This is a genomic window from Alphaproteobacteria bacterium SS10 (assembly GCA_019192455.1).
GTDB lineage: Bacteria > Pseudomonadota > Alphaproteobacteria > TMED2 > TMED2 > TMED2.
In genome coordinates, this window is the sequence record JAHCML010000003.1 from 1,038,882 (window position 1) to 1,060,014 (window position 21,133).

The 21,133-nt window shown below is 57.8% G+C and carries 20 protein-coding genes; 12 read left to right on the forward strand and 8 right to left on the reverse strand.

Features of this window, described 5'->3' with window-relative positions; translation table 11 throughout:
- Positions 1–515 precede the first annotated feature (515 nt).
- The 8 genes from KI792_05160 (at position 516) to rpsD (ending at position 10,977) form a co-directional block, all read left to right on the forward strand.
- A complete protein-coding gene (locus KI792_05160) occupies positions 516–1,901 on the forward strand; it encodes a 3-deoxy-7-phosphoheptulonate synthase class II (protein ID MBV6632409.1) in 1,386 nt (461 codons plus the stop codon).
- Between the two features lie 42 nt (positions 1,902–1,943).
- On the forward strand, positions 1,944–3,125 hold the full coding sequence (locus KI792_05165) for a nicotinate phosphoribosyltransferase (protein MBV6632410.1): 1,182 nt from the start codon (positions 1,944–1,946) through the stop codon (positions 3,123–3,125).
- An 8-nt stretch (positions 3,126–3,133) separates the two neighbouring features.
- Positions 3,134–4,834, forward strand: a complete 1,701-nt coding sequence (locus KI792_05170; protein ID MBV6632411.1) for an NAD+ synthase — start codon at positions 3,134–3,136, stop codon at positions 4,832–4,834.
- 113 nt (positions 4,835–4,947) lie between these two features.
- Positions 4,948–6,312, forward strand: coding sequence for a glutamate--tRNA ligase (locus KI792_05175; GenBank protein MBV6632412.1), 1,365 nt, complete (start codon positions 4,948–4,950; stop codon positions 6,310–6,312).
- 14 nt (positions 6,313–6,326) lie between these two features.
- On the forward strand, positions 6,327–7,715 hold the full coding sequence (cysS, locus tag KI792_05180; GenBank protein MBV6632413.1) for a cysteine--tRNA ligase: 1,389 nt from the start codon (positions 6,327–6,329) through the stop codon (positions 7,713–7,715).
- 15 nt (positions 7,716–7,730) lie between these two features.
- A complete protein-coding gene (gene cimA / locus KI792_05185) occupies positions 7,731–9,377 on the forward strand; it encodes a citramalate synthase (GenBank protein MBV6632414.1) in 1,647 nt (548 codons plus the stop codon).
- Complete coding sequence (locus KI792_05190) at positions 9,374–10,174, forward strand: RNA methyltransferase (GenBank protein MBV6632415.1); 801 nt, start codon at positions 9,374–9,376, stop codon at positions 10,172–10,174. The genes cimA and KI792_05190 overlap by 4 nt, the downstream gene beginning before the upstream one ends.
- Positions 10,175–10,362: 188 nt before the next feature.
- On the forward strand, positions 10,363–10,977 hold the full coding sequence (gene rpsD / locus KI792_05195) for a 30S ribosomal protein S4 (protein MBV6632416.1): 615 nt from the start codon (positions 10,363–10,365) through the stop codon (positions 10,975–10,977).
- Between the two features lie 78 nt (positions 10,978–11,055).
- Here rpsD and rarD read toward each other — a convergent pair whose 3' ends face one another.
- The 7 genes from rarD to KI792_05230 all read right to left on the reverse strand — a co-directional run bounded on the left by rarD (position 11,056) and on the right by KI792_05230 (position 17,353).
- Positions 11,056–11,961, reverse strand: coding sequence for an EamA family transporter RarD (gene rarD / locus KI792_05200; protein MBV6632417.1), 906 nt, complete (start codon positions 11,959–11,961; stop codon positions 11,056–11,058).
- Positions 11,962–12,051: 90 nt separating this feature from the next.
- Positions 12,052–12,393 (reverse strand): Grx4 family monothiol glutaredoxin, encoded by a 342-nt coding sequence (gene grxD / locus KI792_05205; GenBank protein ID MBV6632418.1) that lies wholly within the window; start codon positions 12,391–12,393, stop codon positions 12,052–12,054.
- A gap of 120 nt (positions 12,394–12,513) precedes the next feature.
- Complete coding sequence (locus tag KI792_05210; GenBank protein MBV6632419.1) at positions 12,514–12,747, reverse strand: BolA family transcriptional regulator; 234 nt, start codon at positions 12,745–12,747, stop codon at positions 12,514–12,516.
- A gap of 47 nt (positions 12,748–12,794) precedes the next feature.
- Positions 12,795–15,044: a phosphoribosylformylglycinamidine synthase subunit PurL gene (gene purL / locus KI792_05215; GenBank protein ID MBV6632420.1), complete on the reverse strand. Its 2,250-nt coding sequence runs from the start codon at positions 15,042–15,044 to the stop codon at positions 12,795–12,797.
- Positions 15,041–15,733 (reverse strand): phosphoribosylformylglycinamidine synthase subunit PurQ, encoded by a 693-nt coding sequence (gene purQ / locus KI792_05220; GenBank protein ID MBV6632421.1) that lies wholly within the window; start codon positions 15,731–15,733, stop codon positions 15,041–15,043. Before purQ ends, purL begins: the two co-directional genes overlap by 4 nt.
- 158 nt (positions 15,734–15,891) lie before the next feature.
- Positions 15,892–16,920: a Flp pilus assembly complex ATPase component TadA gene (gene tadA / locus KI792_05225; GenBank protein MBV6632422.1), complete on the reverse strand. Its 1,029-nt coding sequence runs from the start codon at positions 16,918–16,920 to the stop codon at positions 15,892–15,894.
- Between the two features lie 106 nt (positions 16,921–17,026).
- Positions 17,027–17,353 (reverse strand): DUF1476 domain-containing protein, encoded by a 327-nt coding sequence (locus tag KI792_05230; protein ID MBV6632423.1) that lies wholly within the window; start codon positions 17,351–17,353, stop codon positions 17,027–17,029.
- 200 nt (positions 17,354–17,553) lie between these two features.
- Between KI792_05230 and KI792_05235 the strand changes: the two genes are divergently transcribed.
- From KI792_05235 to KI792_05250, 4 genes are all read left to right on the forward strand, one after another.
- Positions 17,554–18,354, forward strand: a complete 801-nt coding sequence (locus KI792_05235) for an NRDE family protein (protein ID MBV6632424.1) — start codon at positions 17,554–17,556, stop codon at positions 18,352–18,354.
- Between the two features lie 203 nt (positions 18,355–18,557).
- On the forward strand, positions 18,558–19,370 hold the full coding sequence (locus tag KI792_05240; protein ID MBV6632425.1) for a phosphoribosylaminoimidazolesuccinocarboxamide synthase: 813 nt from the start codon (positions 18,558–18,560) through the stop codon (positions 19,368–19,370).
- Positions 19,360–19,605 carry a phosphoribosylformylglycinamidine synthase subunit PurS gene (gene purS, locus KI792_05245; GenBank protein ID MBV6632426.1) on the forward strand — a complete coding sequence of 82 codons (246 nt, stop codon included), beginning with the start codon at positions 19,360–19,362 and terminating at the stop codon, positions 19,603–19,605. The genes KI792_05240 and purS overlap by 11 nt, the downstream gene beginning before the upstream one ends.
- Before the next feature lie 56 nt (positions 19,606–19,661).
- Positions 19,662–20,261 (forward strand): DNA-3-methyladenine glycosylase 2 family protein, encoded by a 600-nt coding sequence (locus tag KI792_05250; protein MBV6632427.1) that lies wholly within the window; start codon positions 19,662–19,664, stop codon positions 20,259–20,261.
- 7 nt (positions 20,262–20,268) lie between these two features.
- On the opposite strand, the gene radC is transcribed toward KI792_05250, so the two are convergent.
- Positions 20,269–21,066, reverse strand: a complete 798-nt coding sequence (gene radC / locus KI792_05255; GenBank protein ID MBV6632428.1) for a DNA repair protein RadC — start codon at positions 21,064–21,066, stop codon at positions 20,269–20,271.
- Between the last annotated feature and the right edge of the window lie 67 nt (positions 21,067–21,133).

Below are 21,133 nucleotides of genomic sequence, written 5' to 3' on the forward strand. Positions count from 1 at the left end.
AGCCGCTCCCTAAACGTTCTGTTTCCAACAAACTTATCCCCAATTGAGACCGGTCGAATCAGCGCTATTTCTTAGCCCTGGAATCACTGACTTCGCCGCAAGTTTTACGGCGAAGTCAGAATAACACCAATTAAGCTGTTGAAATAGCGTGCTTATTCGGCCCGCCTCAAAGCCTCTCTCCAAGTACCTGCGTAAGACTATGAATCAAACGGCGAATCGGGGATAGCCTTGGCGAATCGACATGGAAAACTTATCCACATCGCCATGGCATTCGAGCAACAGAGCCGATAGGGTAAGGGCGAAGTATCCCGGATTTTGGCCACCTTCCTGGTGGACTCAGGGCCGCCGATGCTTAAACTGCCGCGCCTTTCGCCATGGGGGGTATGCGGGGTTGTTGGTGGTTATCGCGTGAACAAATCACCAAATGCTGAACAACCATGGCACCGAGCTTTGAGAAAACATCTAAGAACGCGCGACCCGGATAGGCCGGGCCAGCCAAGTTGAGCGAACCGAACATGACCGTTGAAAACTGGAACCCAAAAACCTGGCGCAACCATAAGGCGATGCAGATGCCGGACTATCCGGATCCAGCCGCCTTGCAAGCTGCTACCGACACCCTGGCCCAGCAGCCGCCACTGGTCTTTGCCGGTGAGGCCCGAAGCCTGAAGCGTGACCTTGCCCGCGTGGCGATGGGGGAGGCGTTCCTGCTTCAGGGCGGTGATTGTGCTGAGAGCTTTGCTGAGTTCAGCGCCGACAACATCCGCGACACCTTTAAGGTGCTGCTGCAGATGGCGGTTGTGCTGACCTTTGCCGGTTCCATGCCGGTTGTGAAGGTTGGGCGCCTTGCGGGTCAGTTTGCAAAGCCGCGTTCGTCTGACAATGAGACCATCGGTGATGAGACGCTGCCCAGCTATCGCGGCGACATCATCAATGCACTGCCGTTTGATGAGGCATCCCGCGTTCCCGATCCAAACCGGATGGTAAAGGCCTACCACCAGGCATCCGCCACGCTGAACCTGCTGCGTGCCTTTGCTCAGGGTGGTTTCGCCGACCTACATAAGGTTCACCAATGGAACCTGGGATTCGTCTCTGACAGCCCTGCCGGTGATCGTTATCGTGATCTCGCCAACCGTCTGGATGAGACCCTTCGCTTCATGGAAGCCTGCGGGATTACCTCAAAGACAACCCAGTCGATCCGTGAGACTGACTTCTACACCTCCCATGAAGCGCTGCTGCTGCCTTATGAGGAAGCGCTGACCCGTGTCGATAGCACCACCGGCGATTGGTACGATGTCTCCTCACACTTCCTCTGGATTGGTGAGCGGACCCGTCAGCTCGACGGTGCCCATGTTGAGTTCCTGCGCGGGGTGAAGAACCCAATCGGCCTGAAGGTCGGCCCTACCATGACACCGGATGATCTAATGCGCATGATCCATGTGCTGAACCCGGACAATGAGCCTGGCCGCCTAACCCTCATCACCCGTATGGGCCATGAGAAGCTGGCTGATGAGCTGCCGAAACTGGTTGAGCGTGTGCGTGATGATGGCCGCCTGGTTGTCTGGTCCTGTGACCCGATGCATGGCAACACGATTAAGGCTGAGTCTGGTTACAAAACCCGCCCGTTTGAGCGGATTATGACTGAGATTAAGGCTTTCTTTGCCGTGCACCGTGAGCTTGGTACCCATCCGGGCGGTATCCATATTGAGCTGACTGGCCAAGATGTGACCGAGTGCACCGGCGGTGCTGAGGAAATCACCGATGCCGCACTGGCCAGCCGCTATCGCACCCATTGCGATCCGCGCCTGAATGCCAATCAAGCATTGGAGATTGCGTTCCAGGTGGCTGAAGAGCTGGTGCAGGTACGTCGTCCGCAAGCCACGCCTGAGGTCGCTGCGCAATAAGCCACCCGGTAAAAAGGGGTAGGCATCCATTGGGAGAGGCCCATGGCCGATGATGGTGCAGTAAAGCCCGAGGCAGTTGCCAATTTGAGCGCTGGCCTCGGCCACCATGACGAGGATGGTATCGGCCAATGGGCGGATACCTATTTCCGTCGCACCCGCGCGGTGATTGAGAAGTTTGGCGACCAACAGGTCACCTATGCCGTGTTCATGCGCCGTCCGGTTGTGTGTGCACCCCGCTTGGCCATCAATTGGCTTGAGGCGGCAATGCAAGCCCGCGGCGCCAAGGTGGACGTTCAACTTCGCTATGAAGAGGGGCGTTGGGTCGGTGCCGGTGACCCGATCCTTTATCTCACCGGTTCATTCAAGCATCTGGTCGATTGCGAAACCCAGTTCCTGATGCAGCTTGGCCCACCTTGTGTGGCGGCGGCCAACGCCTTCACCATGTGTGCCGACCTGCCAGAGGTTGCCTTCCTGGCCATGGATGCCCGCCACTGCGCAGGAACTGAGATGGCTGAGTTGATGGCCTATGCCGCCAGTGTTGGCTCAGCCCGGGCGAAGCGGAAGGCTGGCGCCAAGGGCTTTATCGGCAATGCATCAGACGCCACCGCGCATTACTTCGGTCAGGAGCATGGGCTCGGCACCATGCCGCACGCCCTGATTGGCTATGCCGGTTCCACCGTGCGTGCCGCTGAAATGTTCCACGAAACCCACCCAGAGCAGCCGCTTACCGTGCTGGTCGATTACTTCGGCCAAGAGGTGACAGACGGCCTCGAGGTTTGTCGTCGGTTCCCAGAGCTGGCTGCTGAGGGCAAGCTGGGCCTTCGCCTCGATACCTTAGGTGGCCGCTTTGTTGAGGGGCTTGACCCGCCGGCATCCTATGCCGTGTTGGAGCGCAATGCGCCGGCCGCACTCCGTGGTTATCACCCGGAGAGTGAGATTAAGCATCTGATTGGTACTGGCGTTAGCGCCGCTGCCATCTGGCATATGCGTGAGCGCTTGAATGAGGCCGGGTTTGATCAGGTGAAGATCGTTGCCTCCTCAGGCTTCAGCCCGGAGAAATGCCGGATTATGAAGGAAGCCAACGCGCCGATTGATGTGATTGGGACCGGTTCCTTCCTACCGTCGAAATGGTCTGAGACCTACGCCACCGCCGATATCATCGAATATGATGGCGAGCGGCGGGTTAAGACGGGCCGTGAGTTCTTGTTCCCACGCCAGGGTTGAGAGGGATAATGGCGGCGGTTGATCAGCTTCGCATTGGCTTGGCCCAGATAAACCCCACCGTTGGGGATCTGCCGGGTAACCTGACCCTGTTGCGGGAGGCTCGATCCGCCCTGCGTGATGCTGATCTGGTGATCACGCCTGAGCTCTCCGTCGCGGGCTATTTCCCAGAAGACCTTATCGATCGCCCCGGCTTTACCGCTGACTGTATGGCCGCGGTTGAAGAATTAGCGGGTGAAACCGCCGATGGTGGCCCGGCGATTGTCGTTGGCAGCCCCTGGCATGAGGGGGATCAGACCTATAATGCCGTGCTGCTATTGGATGCGGGACGAATTGCCGGGAAGCGGTTTAAGCACCACCTGCCAAATTATGGCGTCTTTGATGATCAGCGGAACTTCGTGCCCGGCGACATGCAGGGACCAGTTAACTTCCGCGGCGTGCCGCTGGGTCTCACCGTCTGTGAGGATATCTGGTTTGAAGATCTCGTCGAGACGCTGGAAGAGAGCGGCGCCGAGATCATAATCGCCACCAATGGCAGCCCCTATGAGGATGGCCGAACCGGCCACCGGATTGAGCGGGTTGCCGTGCCACGGGTGTCCGAAAGCGGCTTGCCACTGGTTTATGTGAACCAAGTGGGTGGTCAGGATGAGGTTGTCTATGACGGAGCTTCATTCGTCCTGAACGCTGATTGTCGCCCGGTTCACCAATTACCATCGTTTGAGACGAGCTTCCGGGTAACCGAGTGGCGTCGCGATGATGCGGGCAAATGGCAATGCAGCCCTGGCGAGATTGTGAAACCGCCAGAAGGGGTGGCAGCGACCTATCAGGCCGTGACCTTAGGCTTACGTGATTACATCACTAAAAATGGCTTCCCCGGTGTGGTGCTTGGCCTGTCCGGCGGGATCGACAGTGCGTTAAGTGCGGCCATCGCAGTCGACGCGCTGGGCGCGGAGCGGGTGCACGGTATCCTCATGCCATCGCCATATTCCTCCGATGGTAGCATCGATGATTCCAAATCATTGGCTGAGGCCCTGGGCATTCGCCATGACATGGTCGCCATCGGCCCAGGCATGGATGCGGTTGATACCATGCTGGGTGAGTTATTTGCCGGGACCGAGGCCGGGGTAACGGAAGAGAACATCCAATCCCGCCTGCGTGGCCTGACCCTGATGGCCATATCAAACAAGTTCGGCGCCATGGTGCTGACCACCGGGAATAAGTCAGAAATGGCGGTAGGGTATGCCACGCTCTACGGTGATATGTCCGGTGGTTTCAATGCCTTAAAGGATGTCTATAAGACCCGAGTTTACGAAATGGCGCGTTGGCGTAATGCGGCTAAACCCGCCGATGCCATGGGGCCTGAAGGGATCGTTATACCGGTCGCCACCATTGAAAAGCCTCCGAGTGCAGAGCTGCGCCCGGATCAAACTGATCAGGACAGCCTCCCGGATTACGACGTCCTGGATGCCATCCTGATGGGCATCATTGAGGGGCAGCAGACCATCGAGGAACTCACTGCCGCCGGTCATGACCGGGAGACGGTTATCCGGGTTTGGCAGCTGCTTGAACGCTCAGAATACAAGCGCCGACAATCTGCACCTGGGGTGAAGGTATCGCCCCGTGCCTTTGGTCGTGAGCGGCGGTATCCGATCACCAATGGCTACCGTGCCGACATGCTCGCCAAGCGTGGGCAGGAGACTGCAGCGGAGTAGGGGCAGCAATGCCTACCTTTACCCCATCTTTCCCTTGCGAAATTTGGCTATCGGCGTAGTCTGCGCGGCCTATCCATAATTCAAGTTTTCTGCTGTTTTGAAGGACGCGGTTCATGTCCAGCAATGTGCGTGTGCGCTTCGCCCCCAGCCCCACGGGTAACATCCATGTGGGGAATGTGCGGCCAGCCCTAATCAATTGGCTCTTCGCCCGGAAAGCCGGTGGCGAATTCCTATTCCGTTTGGACGACACCGATGACGAGCGGTCCAAGCAGGAATATGCCGACAACATCGCCCGCGACCTGGAATGGCTGGGCCTGACCTGGGACAGCTTTGCCAAACAAAGCGACCGCATGGATCGGTACGAGCTGGCAAAGCAGTATCTGATCGAAGCTGGACGCCTATATCCCTGTTACGAAACACCGGATGAGCTCTCGCTTAAGCGGAAGAGCTTGCTGTCCCGTGGCAAGCCGCCAATCTACGACCGTGCTGCGCTACGCCTAACCGATGAGGATAAGGCAGCGTATGAAGCTGAGGGCCGTAAGCCGCATTGGCGCTTCAAGCTAGAGCATGCGCCGATTGAGTGGCATGACCTCGGTCATGGCGATCTGCGCTTTAAAGGCGAGGATCTGACCGATCCCGTGCTTTTCCGTGAGGATGGCCGCCCAATCTATACCATCAGCTCGGTCGTTGATGATCTGGAGCTAGAGGTCACCCATGTGATCCGTGGCGATGACCACATCGCTAACACGGCTGTGCAGAAGCAACTGATGGAAGCGCTGATCCCCCATTGTGGTGGGGCGGTGCCGGAGTTTGCGCATCTGCCGCTCTTGGTTGCAGCCAATGGTGAGAAGCTATCGAAACGTACCGGTGCCCTCAGTGTCGCCGATATGCGTGCCGATGCTGGTATTGAGCCGATGGCGGTCCTAAGCCTGCTGGCCAAGCTTGGCACCTCTGACCCAATTGAGGCGCGGGCGACCATGGACCAGCTAATTGAGGAGTTCGACATCTCGAAATTCTCAAAAGCGACCCCACGTTTTGATCCAGAGGAAGTCAAACGGCTAACCATTAAGCTGATCCAGGATATGCCGTTTGAGGCGGTGAAGGAGAAGTTGGCCGGTCGTGATGGGTTCCCTGAGTTTGACCAAGGGTTCTGGGAGGCTGTGCGCCCGAACTTGGAAAGCTTGGACGACATCACCGAATGGCACCGGGTTGCTAATGGCCCGGTTGAGCCGGTGATTGAAGATGCCGAGTTTGCCAAGCAAGCGGCAGATTTAGCACCCGATGGCCCATGGTCTGAGGCAACCTGGCCGGAATGGATCGGCAAGGTCAAAGAGGCAAGCGGCCGAAAGGGCAAGGCGCTCTTTATGCCGCTGCGTAAGGCATTGACGGGCATGGAACATGGCCCAGAACTGCAAGTCTTGTTACCCTTGATCGGACGCGACCGTGCGTTGGCCCGATTGAAAGGTGAAGCGAGCTAAAACGAGTGAAGATGATGGATATTCAGTTCCACAACACAATGACCCGCCAGAAAGAACGGTTTGAGCCGTTCGACCCTAAGAATGTGCGGATGTATGTGTGTGGGCCGACGGTCTATGACTTCGCTCATATTGGCAATGCGCGGCCGGTGGTCGTGTTTGACGTGGTGTTCCGCCTGCTTCAGCAGGTGTTCTCCGGCGTTACCTATGTTCGGAACATTACCGACATCGATGACAAAATCATGGATGCGGCCAAAACCACGGGTGAGAGCATTGATGAGCTGACCACCCGGACGGCTGACCAGTTCCATGAAGATATGGCGGCACTCGGCACCTTACTGCCATCCCATGAACCGCGGGCGACCGAGTATGTTGATAAGATGCTCACCATCATCGATCAGCTGATGAAGGATGGGCATGCCTATGAAGCAGAGGGTCACGTGCTGTTCCACGTGCCGTCCATGCCGAATTATGGCCGCCTATCGAAGCTGGATCGCGATGGCCAGATTGCTGGTGCACGGGTTGAGGTCGCCCCTTACAAGCGCGACCCGGCTGACTTCGTGATGTGGAAGCCATCAACCGACGAGCAGCCCGGCTGGGATAGCCCCTATGGCCGTGGTCGCCCCGGTTGGCATATTGAGTGCTCTGCCATGTCGGAGGCCTTGCTCGGCCTGCCATTTGATATCCATGCCGGCGGGCAGGACCTGATCTTCCCGCACCATGAGAACGAGATTGCGCAGACCACCTGCTCGGCAAAGATCGACACTATGGCGCGCTACTGGATGCACAATGGCTATCTGCAGGTGAATGGCGAGAAGATGTCCAAGTCGCTTGGCAACTTCTACACCGTTCGTGAGCTGCTGGATGATTTCCGGGGTGAGGAGATCCGCTTCACGCTGCTCTCAACCCATTATCGCTCACCGCTCGACTTCACCAAGGATGGTTTGCGTCAGTCTCGTGCCGCGCTTGATCGCCTGTACAGCGCTCTGCGCGATGCTAGCGATGTGGCCGTTGACGAGCTGCCAGCACCGCCATCGGATGTGATGGAAGCACTAGCCGATGATCTGAACACGCCCTTGGCAATAAGTCGTTTGCACGCATTGGCTGCGACCTTGAACAAGGCGGAAGATGATGCGGCTAAGCTGAAGGCGAAGGGCGAGTTGTTGGCAGCAGCGGATGTCATGGGCCTCCTGCAGAGCGATGCAGAAGCCTGGGCGAAATGGCAGCCAAGAACTCGGACTGGTGGTCTGGACGATCAGGCGATTGAGCAGATGATTGCGGACCGTCTGGCGGCACGCGATGCCCGTGATTTTGCCAAGGCTGATGAAATTCGCGACAGCCTAACCAATCAAGGCATCGTTCTGGAGGATGGCCCTGAAGGTACCCGCTGGAAGCGTGCCGGCTAAAGGTAAGCGGTTTTGATGAGTACCGGCGATTACATCACGCTGTATGACACCACGCTGCGCGATGGTGCGCAGACGCAGGGCGTTGATTTCAGCGTGGCCGATAAGCAGGCCATCGCGGAGGCGTTGGACAGCTTGCGCATCGATTACGTTGAAGGCGGTTGGCCCGGCGCCAACCCCACTGACGATGCCTTCTTCGCTAACCCGCCAGCGTTAAAGCACGCAACCTTCCTACCGTTTGGGATGACCCGGCGGGATGGTCGCTCCGCTTCCAACGACCCTGGCCTGAACGCCGTGCTGGATGCGGCGGGTAAGGCGGCGTGTCTGGTCGGCAAGACCTGGGATTTCCACGTCGATGTGGCGCTGGGGATTGAACGGGATGACAACCTCCGCCTGATCCGTGAGAGCTTTGAAGAGATCAAGGGCAGGGGGCTTGCAGGTATCTTCGACGCCGAGCATTTCTTCGATGGCTATAAGGCCAATCGGGATTATGCCTTGGCGTGTTTGCAGGCGGCCGCTGATGGCGGGGCCGAATGGCTTGTCCTCTGTGACACCAATGGCGGCACATTGCCGGATGAGGTTGAGCGGATCGTTGGTGAGGTGCGCGAGGCGCTGCCGGATGCCAAGCTCGGGATTCATGCCCATGATGATACTGACAATGCAGTTGCCAACTCGCTAGCTGCGGTGCGTGCCGGCGCCCGGATGATCCAGGGAACCCTGAATGGCCTGGGTGAGCGCTGCGGTAATGCCAATCTGATCTCATTGATACCAACCCTGACGATGAAGATGGGCTATCGCTGCGGGGTTGAGGCTGAGCAGATGGGCGAACTGGTTAAGGTCAGCCGCATGCTGGATGAACGGCTCAACCGCGCATCCCAACGCAACGCTGCCTATGTCGGGGAGAGCGCCTTTGCCCATAAGGGTGGCTTGCACGTCTCCGCCATTGCGAAGGACCCATCATCTTACGAGCACATTGACCCAGCGTTGGTCGGTAACGCGCGCACCGTGGTCATGTCCGACCAGGCTGGCCGCGCCAATGTGCTGGAACGCCTCGCGCGTTTAGGCATTGAGGTTGATCGCAAAGACCCCGCCATTGCCAAGCTGGTGGATCAAGTTAAGGAAAATGAGTTCAGCGGCTACGCTTATGACACCGCTGAGGCGAGCTTTGAATTGCTCGCCCGCCGTGCCTTGGGTGAGGTGCCAGAGTATTTCGCCCTCAGCTCTTTCCGGGTGATTGATGAGCGGCGCTATAACGCGAAGGGTGAGCTGGTCACCATGTCAGAGGCGACCATTAAGGTTGTGGTCAATGATGAAGACCATGCCGTGGTGGCCGAGGGTAATGGTCCGGTAAACGCGTTGGATCAGGCACTGCGCAAGGCGCTGATCCATGATTATCCTGTGCTTGAGGGTGTTGAGCTGATTGATTACCGCGTGCGGATCATCGACCCAACCGATCATGGCGCCAAAAGCGGTACCGATGCGGTCACCCGCGTGTTGATTGAGAGTGCGGATAATCACGGCCACAAATGGCGGACCGTTGGGGTGTCAGGCAATATCATCGATGCCTCCTACAATGCCCTTTACGATGGCCTCTGCTACTATATGTTCCGCCGGGACCAACAATCCAAGAACCAACAAAACCCGGCGAAGACCGAGGCTATATGACCGACGAACAGGCGGGCCCCTCCCAACCGCCACTAATTGCCCCTGTTATCATTCTGGTTGGCCCACAGATGGGCGAGAATATCGGCGCCTGCGCCCGCGCGATGAAGAACTGCGCCGTGCGTGAGCTTCGGCTGGTGAACCCACGCGATGGCTGGCCCAACCCCGCGGCGGATGCCATCTCGGCTGGTGCCGACGATATTCTCAAGAAGGCAAAGGTGTTCAGCTCGACGAGAGAGGCGCTTGCTGATTTGCAGCGGGTCTACGCCACCACGGCCCGTATTCGGCACATGACGAAGCCAGTGGTGACGCCACGCCGCGCCGCTCTAGAGAGTGCAGCGTCCTCCGGTCGGGGGGAGTTGGTGGGCATTCTGTTCGGACCAGAGAACTCAGGCCTCGATAATGAGGATGTGGCACTGGCAGATGCGCTGGTGAATGTGCCGTTAAACCCGGATTTTAGCTCACTGAACCTGGCTCAGGCCGTCTTAATCATGTGCTATGAATGGTTCCAGGCCACGGCGGAAACCCCATCCCGTTACATTCAGCGCAAGCGGGACGAGCAAGATAATCCGCCGCGTCGCGAAAGCCTGGATATGCTGTTCGATAAGCTTATCGCCTTGCTCGATGATCGTGGCTATTTCCGGAGCCCAGACATGCGGGAAACCCTGGTTATCAGCATCCGAAACATGATCCAGCGGATGGAGCCAACCGAGCAGGATATCAGTAGTTTGCACGGTTTCATCGTCGGGCTGTCACGCCCGCCGATTTCGGCAGAAGAAACCAGCGCGTCTGATAATTGACTTTATGGCCGCAATGGCTATATTCCGCGGCATTCCTGAGAATGTGGATGTGGTTATCACCGGTGCTTGACGGTCCGGCTCGCCATGTCACGCCGCCGGGCCGAGTTGTTTCGGAGCGGGTCGGACTAATCGGGACCACCAAAGGCTGGATAGTTTGAAACTCTAGCCTGTTATCGAGAGTACATGAAATGAACCGTCGTCAGACACCTAAGCATAAGATTGACCGCCGCCTTGGCGTGAACCTCTGGGGTCGCCCGAAGAGCCCAGTAAACCGCCGCGAATACGGTCCTGGCCAACACGGCCAACGTCGTAAGAAGCCTTCGGACTTCGGCATTCAGCTGATGGCCAAGCAGAAGCTGAAGGGCTACTACGGCAATGTTGGTGAGAAGCAATTCCGCAAATACTATCAGGACGCGACCCGCCGCCGCGGTGATACCGCTGAGAACCTGATTGAGATCCTAGAGCGTCGCCTCGACATGGTCGTTTATCGCATGAAATTCGTGCCGACCATCTTCGCTGCACGCCAGTTCGTGAACCACGGCCACATCCGTGTGAACGGTCAAAAGGTCAACATCCCGTCCTACATGGTTAAAGACGGCGATGTGATTGAGATCAAAGAAAAGTCACGTGAGCTGCCGCTGGTGCTCGATGCCCAGGCCCTGCAAGAGCGTGACGTTCCTGAGTATCTGGAAATGGACAGCAAGGGTGTCAAAGGCACCTTCGTTCGCGGCCCACAAATGGCTGACGTTCCATACCCAGTTCAAATGGAACCAAACCTGGTCATTGAGTACTACTCACGTTAATCCAGGCTCTTCATTGAGATACGCAAGAAGGCCGGTGGCAAATGCCCCGGCCTTTTTCTTTGCTTTGTCGTTGTCTTGTTAACTTTGCGCTGGTGCCTGCTTCCGGGCTCTGAAGGCGTCAAAGCTATAAAGGCCAAGCGCCATCCAGATCAGGGCAAAGGTGATCTGGGTGTCGGTGCTGAATGGCTCGCCATAAAGCATCACACCGATTACCAGCTGAAGGCTAGGCGCCAGGTAGGACAGCAGCCCCGTGGTCTTAAGCGGCAGGTACTTGGCCCCCTCCATGTAACAGATGAGGGGGACGGCCGTGACCACACCGGCGGCGGCCAGCAATAAGTGGATGGTCCAATCCTGTTGGGTTAGGGCACCCCCGGTGGTGGCTTCCATAAACCCGATATAGATAAGGGCTACCGGCAGGATCATCAGCGTCTCAACGAACAGGCCGATGAATGGGTCCATGCCCTCCTTCTTCCGGATCACCGCATAGGTTGAGAAGCTTAGGGCCAGGGCAATCGTAACCATTGGCACGCTGCCAGCCTGCCAAACGCTGTACCCAACCCCGATAACCGCCAAGCCGACGGCTATCGCTTGTAGGCGCCTTAGTCGTTCGCCGAGGACAATCATGGCGAGGGCCACAACCACCAGCGGGTTGATGTAGTAGCCTAAGCTGACCTCAACGATCCTCTCTGCATTGATAGCCCAGATGAACACGCCCCAATTGGTGGCGATTAGGACCGTTGTGACGCTGTAGGCGATGATCTTACGGATGCCCCTAATTTCGGCCCGCACCTTGGGCCACAGGCGCCATAGGTGGAACAGCATGCCCAGCAGAACAACCGTCCAAACAATCCGGTAGGCGACAACCTCAATCGGGTCGACGGCTGTCAGCAGTTTGAAGAAGATTGGCGATAGCCCCCAGATCAAGAACGCACCCAGGGCATTCATCAAGCCACGCAGGCTGCGGTCTTCGGTTCCGGTCGTCATGGGGGTGTGCTTTGGGTGTAGTAGGGGCAGAAAACAAAGGCCGGTGCGAATGGCACCGGCCTTGAAAAGGCTTCGCTAGGTGGCGCTTGGTTACGCGCTCGGTACCTGAACGTTGATGCCGTGGGTGTTGAACATCTCCATCAGCTCGCCGGTCTCAAACATCTCGCGGACGATATCGCAGCCGCCGACGAACTCACCCTTCACATAAAGCTGTGGGATGGTTGGCCAGTCGCTGAACTCTTTAATGCCCTCGCGGACGCCAGGGTCTTCCAACACATTGATAGCGTGATAATCGAGGCCGAGATGGTTCATCACCTGCACCACGGTCGCGGAGAAACCGCATTGTGGGAAGGTTGGGGTGCCCTTCATAAACAGCACCACATCATTGTCGGTCACTTCGCGCTTAATCTGCTCTTGGACAGGGTTTTCCATCTGGTCTCACCAATTGCTCGTTGAACGGGTTAGTGAAGAATTGGGACCGGTTAGGTCCGCAATCAAGCTTTGCCTTGAAAATAAAGCGGTTAGCACCGGCTTTATTCTGATCGGGCTGGTCTATTCCGGCACGCTGGTCTGCAGTGCCAGGGCGTGTAGTTCGTTGCCCATACGGCCTTTAAGGGCCTTGTAGACCATCTGATGCTGCTGAACCCGGGACTTACCCTCAAAGGCCGCGCTCGTCACATGGGCGGCATAGTGGTCCCCATCACCACGCAGATCATCAATCTTGATCGTCGCGTCTGGGAAAGCCTCTTTGATCATGGCTTCGATGGTGGCGGCGTCCATTGGCATGGCAGGCGTCTCGCTTCTAGGTTGTGCGCTAAGCGCGCGTCTTTGACTTATTTATGCGACATCCAGTTGGGCATCCAGCCCTGATGGCGCTCTACCAGACTAGAAATCGCGATTTCCGTCTCACCAAAGACAAAGCTATCCCCACCGATCTTACCAACCGGGGTCAGTGGCGCATCGCCAACGATCTTTCGGAGGGCTGCTGGATCGCGGGTGGCCAGCAGGTAGCGCCCCTGATCTTCACCAAACCAGAAGCCGACATCCTTGCCAGTAAGCGCGGTATCGACCTGGCAGCCGATCTCACCGGCCATCAGCATCTCAATCAAAGCAATGCCCAGACCGCCATCGGACAGGTCGTGAGCGGCATCAACCACGCTATCGGCGATAAGCTTGCGAACAATCTCGCCATGCTTGCGCTCGGTGGCTAGATCAACTGGTGGTGGTGGTCCTGCCTCATGGCCTGCAATCTCGCGCAGATACACGGATTGGCCCAGATGCCCTTGGGTATCGCCCAGAAGGTAAAGTTCGTCGCCAGCGATTGGGGCGAGGCCCACGGTCTTCTTAACCGATGGCAGAACGCCGACGCCGCCAATGGCGGGGGTCGGCATGATGCCGATGCCATTGGTCTCGTTATAAAGGCTGACATTACCGGACACGACCGGGAACTCGAGGATCTTACAGGCCTCAGCCATGCCATCAACACAGCCAACAAACTGGCCCATGATCTCTGGCTTTTCGGGGTTGCCGAAATTCATGTTGTCGGTGATGGCCAGCGGCTTGGCGCCAACCGCGGACAGGTTCCGGTATGCCTCGGCGACCGCTTGCTTGCCACCCTCGACCGGGTCGGCAAGGCAGTAACGCGGCGTACAATCCGTGGTGACGGCAATGGCCTTTTCCGTATCAGGGAGGCGGACAACAGCGGCATCACCGCCGGGGCCCTGTAGCGTGTCACCACCGATGAAGCTGTCATATTGCTCCCAGATCCAACGCCGTGAGGCGAGATCGGGCGACGCAACCAGTTGCTGGATGGAATCGGGAACCGAGGGTGCATCCTTGGTCAGGTCAGCAGCGAGGGCTGGTTGTGGCGGGGTCGGTGTGTGTGGCCGCTCATACTTTGGCGACTTTTCAACCAATGGCTTAACCGGGATGTCGGCATAGCAATCGCCATGCATGAACAACTCAAGCCGTCCGGTGTCGGTAAGCTCACCGACAACAGCGAAGTCCAGCTCCCACTTGTCGAAGATAGCCTTGGCTTGCTCCTCAGCGCCGGGTTTCAGGACGATCAGCATCCGTTCCTGGCTCTCTGAGAGCATGATCTCATAAGGGACCATCGCCTCTTCGCGCAGCGGCACCTTATCCAGGTGCAGCAACATGCCGAGATCGCCCTTATCCGCCATCTCAACGGAGGAGGAGGTAAGACCGGCCGCGCCCATATCTTGGATCGCGATAATCGTGTCGGTGGCCATCAGCTCGAGGCAGGCTTCCATCACCAGCTTCTCGGTGAAGGGGTCGCCGACCTGAACGGTTGGGCGCTTGGCTTCACTCTCATCATCGAACTCTGCCGATGACATGGTGGCACCGTGGATGCCGTCGCGCCCGGTTTTGGAGCCAACATAGACGACCGGGTTACCGACGCCTGAAGCCTTGGAATAGAAGATCCGATCAGCAGGCGCCAAGCCAACGGTCATGGCGTTGACCAGGATGTTGCCGTTATAGGCGCTGTGGAAATTGGTCTCACCAGCCACCGTGGGAATGCCCACACAGTTGCCATAGCCACCAATGCCCGCAACGACACCACTAACAAGGTGGCGGGTCTTGGGGTGGTCCGGATCACCGAAGCGCAGTGCGTTCAGATTAGCAATTGGCCGGGCGCCCATGGTGAAGACATCACGCATGATGCCACCAACGCCGGTTGCCGCACCCTGATAGGGCTCGATGAAAGAGGGGTGGTTGTGGCTCTCCATCTTGAAGACGATGGCCTGGTTATCACCCACATCGATAACGCCGGCATTCTCACCTGGTCCCTGAATAACCCAAGGCGCCTCGGTTGGGAGGCGGGCGAGGAACGCGCGGGATGATTTGTAAGAGCAGTGCTCAGACCACATGGCTGAGAAGATGCCCAGCTCGGTCAGGGTTGGCTGACGACCCATGATGGAGAGCATCATGGTGTACTCCATCTGGGTCAGGCCGTGTTCCTTGGCCAGCTCCAGCGTGATTTCTGGTTCGCCGGGTCGCGGTTTCGCTTGGGCCGGGGCGCCGTCTTTTGCTTCAGCAAGGTTGCCAACAATCTCGGTACTCATGCGGCCAGGCTTTCTGCGATTGAGGTGAACATCGGCAGGCCATCAATGCCGCCATGGAGGAGGTCGGTTGCATTCTCAGGGTGGGGCATCATGCCCAGAACCCGGCGATTGGGGCTCAAGATGCCAGCGATATTCCGGGCCGCACCATTTGGGTTGCCAGCAGCGGTCGCGGCGCCATCGGCATCCACATAGCGGAAGGCAACGCGCCCTTCGCCCTCAAGCTCATCAAGGGTTTTATCATCCGCGAAATAGGCGCCCTCATTATGGGCAACCGGGACCTGAATGACTTGATGGCCCTGGAAGTGATTGGTGAAGGGGCTGTCTGGTTGATCGATCCGCAGCCGCACCTTCTTCGCGATAAATTTCAGGCTGCCATTCTGGAGCATGACACCAGGTAGCAGGCCGCTTTCGGTTAGGATTTGGAAGCCGTTACAAATGCCCAGAACGGCACCGCCCTTTGCGGCGAAGGCCTTAACCGCCTGCATGATCGGTGATTGCGAGGCCATGGAGCCGCAGCGGAGATAGTCGCCGTAGGAGAAGCCACCTGGCAGAACCACCAGGTCGCAAGCTGGCAATTCGGTGTCCCGGTGCCAAAGCATGATTGGTTTTTTACCGTTGGCGCGCTCGAGCGCGAGAGCCACATCTCGCTCCCGGTTGGAGCCGGGGAATACCACGATGGCGGATTGCATAAGGTGCGGTCCTTCTATGCGATGGCCGATGGGGCGGCGAGGGCGGCTCTAGCCATTGCTAGGCCGTTCATTTGCGCGGGAAATTAAGCGGTGACGCGTCGCAACACAAGCCCGGTTCGTGTCGCACTTGTTATAAGTTGTGGCGGGTTGGGCTTTTGTTAGCTGACGCGGCGCGGTGGCGCGCTGAACAGTGGCACGCCTTGGGCCAATCGAGCGGCCTGCTGGTCCATCTCCGTCGACAGCATGTGGATCTTCTGCTCCCGGATATGGGAGCGGATGCCATCGCCACTTCGCCGTGGGTTGGTGAACAGCGTCTTCATCTGGGGGCCGGTTGCGCCAAGGGTCTGGTGAATGACGCAGGACAGGCCATCGCCCAGCAGTTGGGCAGCCCGATCACCAAGCGCTTGTGAGGAGATCTGGATCATGCCGTGCAGTGTCTTCTCAACAGAGCCGGCATGGACGGTCGTAATGACCAAGTGGCCAGACGTGGCTGCCCGCAAAACCTGTGCGGCGGCATCTGGTGACCGGATCTCACCCACCAGAATGTATTTGGGGTGCCAGCGCAGTGCGCTTTTCAGGGCGTCGGCCCAGCCATGCTCGTCATCAACCTCAGTCTGGAAGCAGTAGCCATTATCGCCATGCTTACCGTGGAGGTTGTATTCAGCCGGGTCTTCAACCGTGTAGGCGACCTTGCCGTATTGCTTGAGGTAGTGGCTCAACAGGCAGTTTGCGGTTGTTGTCTTACCGTGGCCGGTTGCACCAGCGATAAGGATCAGCCCATCTCTCGCGCCCATCTTCGAGAAGTAGGGGATCAGATTAGGATCAAACTTCAGCGATTCCATGCTGAGGTCGGAATCCGCGACCCGGCGCATGGCGGCCCATTGTTCACCATTCGCCATACGCCGACGGGCGACCCTTAGGCGCATTTCTTCAAAGGTTAGGCTGTAATCATCCTTGGTCGTTTCCCGCAGCATTTCGCGGAGGATCTCAACCTCCTCGCCAAAACACTCTGGCACAGCCAAGTTTTCCAGGCGTCCATTAGCCGGATTGGTCATGTTTACCCGTGCCTCATCCTTTTGGTCGAGGCGGATATACATGTCGATGAACTGCAGTTCTTTCAGCAGCTGACCGCAGCGTTTCAGCTGCTGGTTCATGGCTTGCCGATCGAATTTGGCAATCTGGCTCATAAAGTCCCCTGATCGATTTCCACGATCATAGGTTTAACGCAGCCAAACACCAAGCGTTGGCTGTGTTTCACAGGCGGGAACAGCTGTAGGGATTTGGGCGTGCCGCTTAGTTGGCTTCGTCCATCACCTGATCGCGGGCAACGGCCCAAAGCTCTTCGATCTTGGTGCGTTGGCGGTGATCGCTCACCTCAACACCCTTGGCATCGAAGTCAGCCTGAACCTTACGGAGGATGTCCTCGTAACCAGGCTCATCCATATCGGCCAGCACGACCTCTTTCGCATAAGCCTCAGCATCGGCGCCGCTTAGGCCCAGCTCTTCAGCAGCCCAAAGGCCGAACAGCTTGCCGCGACGTGCATTGATCTTGAAGTTCGTCTGCTCGTCATGGGCGTATTTAGCGTCGTCATTTGGGTTTTTACGATCGAAACCGCTCATTTGTTCCTCATATTGCTGAATAGGGCTGGCGCCGTGAGCACCTTATATGGTCGCTTTGGGCGTAAAGCCTAGATGCCGAAGGGCATTAATGGACCGTGGTCGCCACTGTTTGTACGGTATCGGTTTAACGCTGCCAAGCTGAACCGACCGGTAACAGTGTTTGATTTTGCGGCATCCGTCAGAGGGAAAACCCAAACGCCATGTGCAGCGTCATCATTGCCCGAAATATGGATGATAAATGGCCCGTCATGCTGGCCGCCAATCGGGATGAGATGATTGATCGTCCCTGGTTGCCACCGGCCCGGCATTGGTCGGATCGGGAAGAGGTGATTGGCGGCCTTGATGAACTGGGCGGCGGTACCTGGCTTGGTCTGAATGACAGCGGTGTTGTCGCAACGATTCTTAACCGCAAGCACACGCTGGGCCCTGCAGATGGCAAACGCTCACGTGGTGAATTGGTCTTGGAGGCGCTGGATCATCCAGATGCCAATGCGGCAGCAGAGGCATTGTCAGAGCTGAATGGCGAGGCCTATCGCCCGTTTAACCTGCTAATCGCCGATAACCGGGATGCGTATATCGTGACCGGGTTGGATCAGCCCGTGGTGCGGATCGCGCCCGTGCCTGAGGGTTTGTCCATGATTACCCATGCCGATCGCAACGACACGGATTCGAGCCGGATTGGCCATTATCTGCCGTTGTTTGAGGGGGCGCCTCTGCCTGACCCATCGGCGGATGATTGGTCCGCCTGGTCCAATCTGCTGGCTGACCGGCGGGTGGGTGGCGTGGCCGATGATCCTAGGGCGGCAATGAATATCGGCACCGATATCGGCTTTGGTACGAGCTCTAGCGTCCTACTTGCCCTGCCAGCCATGGATCAGCTTGATGTATTGCCGGTATTCCGGTTTTCCCCTGGGCGCCCGGATGAGGTAGAGTTCAGCGCTGTGGGCGATCTTCGCTCGGCAAAAGACGCTGCGTTGCAGCAGGTTATCGCTAGCGAGTGATTGTTTGAAATCGAGGACATTGCTATAGGGAGCGCCAGAGGGATTATCCCGGGGTTTCCACCCGCCGATGCACCATCAGGGGACCGGTGCTCGATTTTGGGGGCAATTGGTGATTCCGCTATGTTGAGGCAAGGGCTGTTAAGGCCATGGATGGCCCATCCATCCAGGTTCACCGGTCCAAAGAATGCCATGGGGCACGTTTTATGAGCAGACGCCGCGTTATTTATGAAGGCAAGGCCAAGGTTCTTTTCGAAGGGCCAGAGCCAGGGCTGCTGATCCAGTACTTCAAGGACGACGCCACCGCGTTTAACGCCAAGAAGCTTGAGGTGTTGAACGGCAAGGGCGTGCTGAACAACCGCATCAGCGCCTATCTGATGACCCGGTTGAGCGAGATCGGGGTGCCAAACCACTTCGTTCGCCCGCTTAACATGCGCGAGCAGCTGATCCGGGAAGTTGAGATCATTCCGGTTGAGGTGGTGGTCCGTAACGTGGCGGCCGGCAGCTTTGCTGAGCGATTCTCGGTACCAGAGGGCACGGTACTGCCGCGCTCGATCATTGAGCACTTCTACAAGAGTGATCAGCTCAACGATCCAATGGTCTCAGAAGAGCACATCACCGCCTTTGGTTGGGCGTCACCGCAAGAGCTGGACGACATGCTGTCGCTGACCCTGCGGGTGAATGACTACCTGAGTGGTCTGTTCCTTGGCGTTGGCCTGAAGCTCGTGGACTTCAAGATTGAGTTTGGTCGCCTATACGGCGCTGACGACATGCGGATTGTCCTGGCTGATGAGATTAGCCCGGATAACTGCCGCCTCTGGGATGTCAAAACAGATGAGAAGCTTGATAAGGATCGGTTCCGCCGCGATATGGGCGGGGTGATTGAGGCCTATCAAGAAGTGGCGCAACGCCTCGGCATTATGCCAGAAGGTGCAGCCGGTGAGGGCGGTGGCCCAGCCGAGGCCAAGATGGTTCCATTCCCAACGCCTAAGAAGGACGGCACAAACAATGAAAGCTAAGGTCCACGTTACCCTGAAAAACGGTGTTCTCGACCCGCAGGGCAAGGCTATTGCCCAAGCGCTGCACGGCCTTGGCTTTGATGACGTTGGTGATGTCCGTCAGGGCAAATTCATTGAGGTGGATTTGCCAAGCGCCAGCGATGCTGCCTCCGCCGAGGCAAGCGTGAAGGCGATGTGCGAGAAGCTGCTCGCCAACCCGGTTATTGAAGATTACCAGATCGAGCTTTCTGAATAAGAAGCCGATCTAACCCAATGACATCATTGCATGATTCGGCTGCGCTTGCGGCTTCGGTGTCGCGTGTCTGCGCCATAGAACCTGCGCTTCAATTGCAGCCTGGTGAGGGGGGCGTCGACGACATGTTCGCGGCCCGGGAGCCAGGTTTTGCGGGCCTGATCCAAATTATCTTGGAGCAGCAAGTGTCAGTGCGGGCTGGCCAAGCTATGTGGGCCAAGCTGCATGCCATCTGCCCAGAATTTGGGCCTGAACCCTTCCTTAAGCTCGATGATGACACGCTAAAGACCTGCGGCTTCAGTCGGCAGAAGGTCAGATACGCCCGTGGAGCGGCAGAAGCCATCTTGAACGGTGAGCTCGATTTGCCCGGGCTCGCTGACCTCGCCGAGGCTGAGGCAATGAAGCAGCTAACAGCCTTGAAGGGGATTGGCCGCTGGACGGCGGAGGTTTATCTGCTCAGCTGCCTAGGATGGATGGATATCTGGCCCGCCGGCGATCTGGCTCTAGTCTTGGCGGTTGAGCATCTGGCGGGCATGGACCGACGCCCGAATATCAAGCAGATGGACGCCTATGGTGAACGCTTCGCCGGTGACCGCAGCGCGGCCTCACTACTGCTCTGGCATTATTACCGGCGCCATCTCCGACCAAACGCGTTTTGAAGCTTGGTCAGAGGAGACCAAGTGACCGGAAGCTGGAGTGACCGGCGCGTGAGATGATCACGTGGTCATGGACAACAATGCCTAGGGGGCGGGCCGCGTCGACGATTTGGCGGGTCATGTCCTTGTCCGCCTGGCTTGGCTCTGGATCGCCTGAGGGGTGGTTGTGGACCAGAATCAGGGCTGTTGAGCCAATTTCCAGTGCCCGTTTCACAATCTCGCGCGGGTAGGCGGGCGTATGGTCTACTGTGCCCTCCTGCTGAACCTCATCAGCAATCAGCCGGTTCTTTTTATCTAGAAACAGAATGCGGAACTGCTCCCGCGGTTCCCGCGCCATGAGGGCATGGCAATAGTCCAGCAATTGGCGCCACGCGGTGATCACCGGACGGTCCAGGACTTCTTCACGGGTGAGGTGGAGGCCTGCTGTCCGAACCGCGCGCAGGAAGACAGCCGTGTTCTGGCTGACCCCGTTCTGCCGTGTCAGCTGATCAATTGGCGCTGACAGAACCGCGCCGAGGGAGCCGAACTGCGCGATCAGATCTTTGGCCAGTGGCTTAACATCCTTACGCGGGATCGCCGAGAACAGCAGCAGCTCAAGCACCTCGTAATCGGGCAGCCCGTCTTGGTTCTGAACAAACCGCTCCCGCAGCCTCTCCCGATGGCCGTGATAATGCGGCTTATCTTTCGCGACGGGGCTCGCGCTTGCGTCAGCATCATCAAGACTAGGCGCGCTATCGCCGGGAAGCGCGGCATCTTGAAGTGCGGGTGTCTCGGTTATGTCGGTATCAGCTGGGGATCGGCGCAACATCCGATCCTGGCCCATATCAAAGGCGAAGCCCGGCGAGGCCTGGTTATCTGTCTCGCTCGCCTTGCCC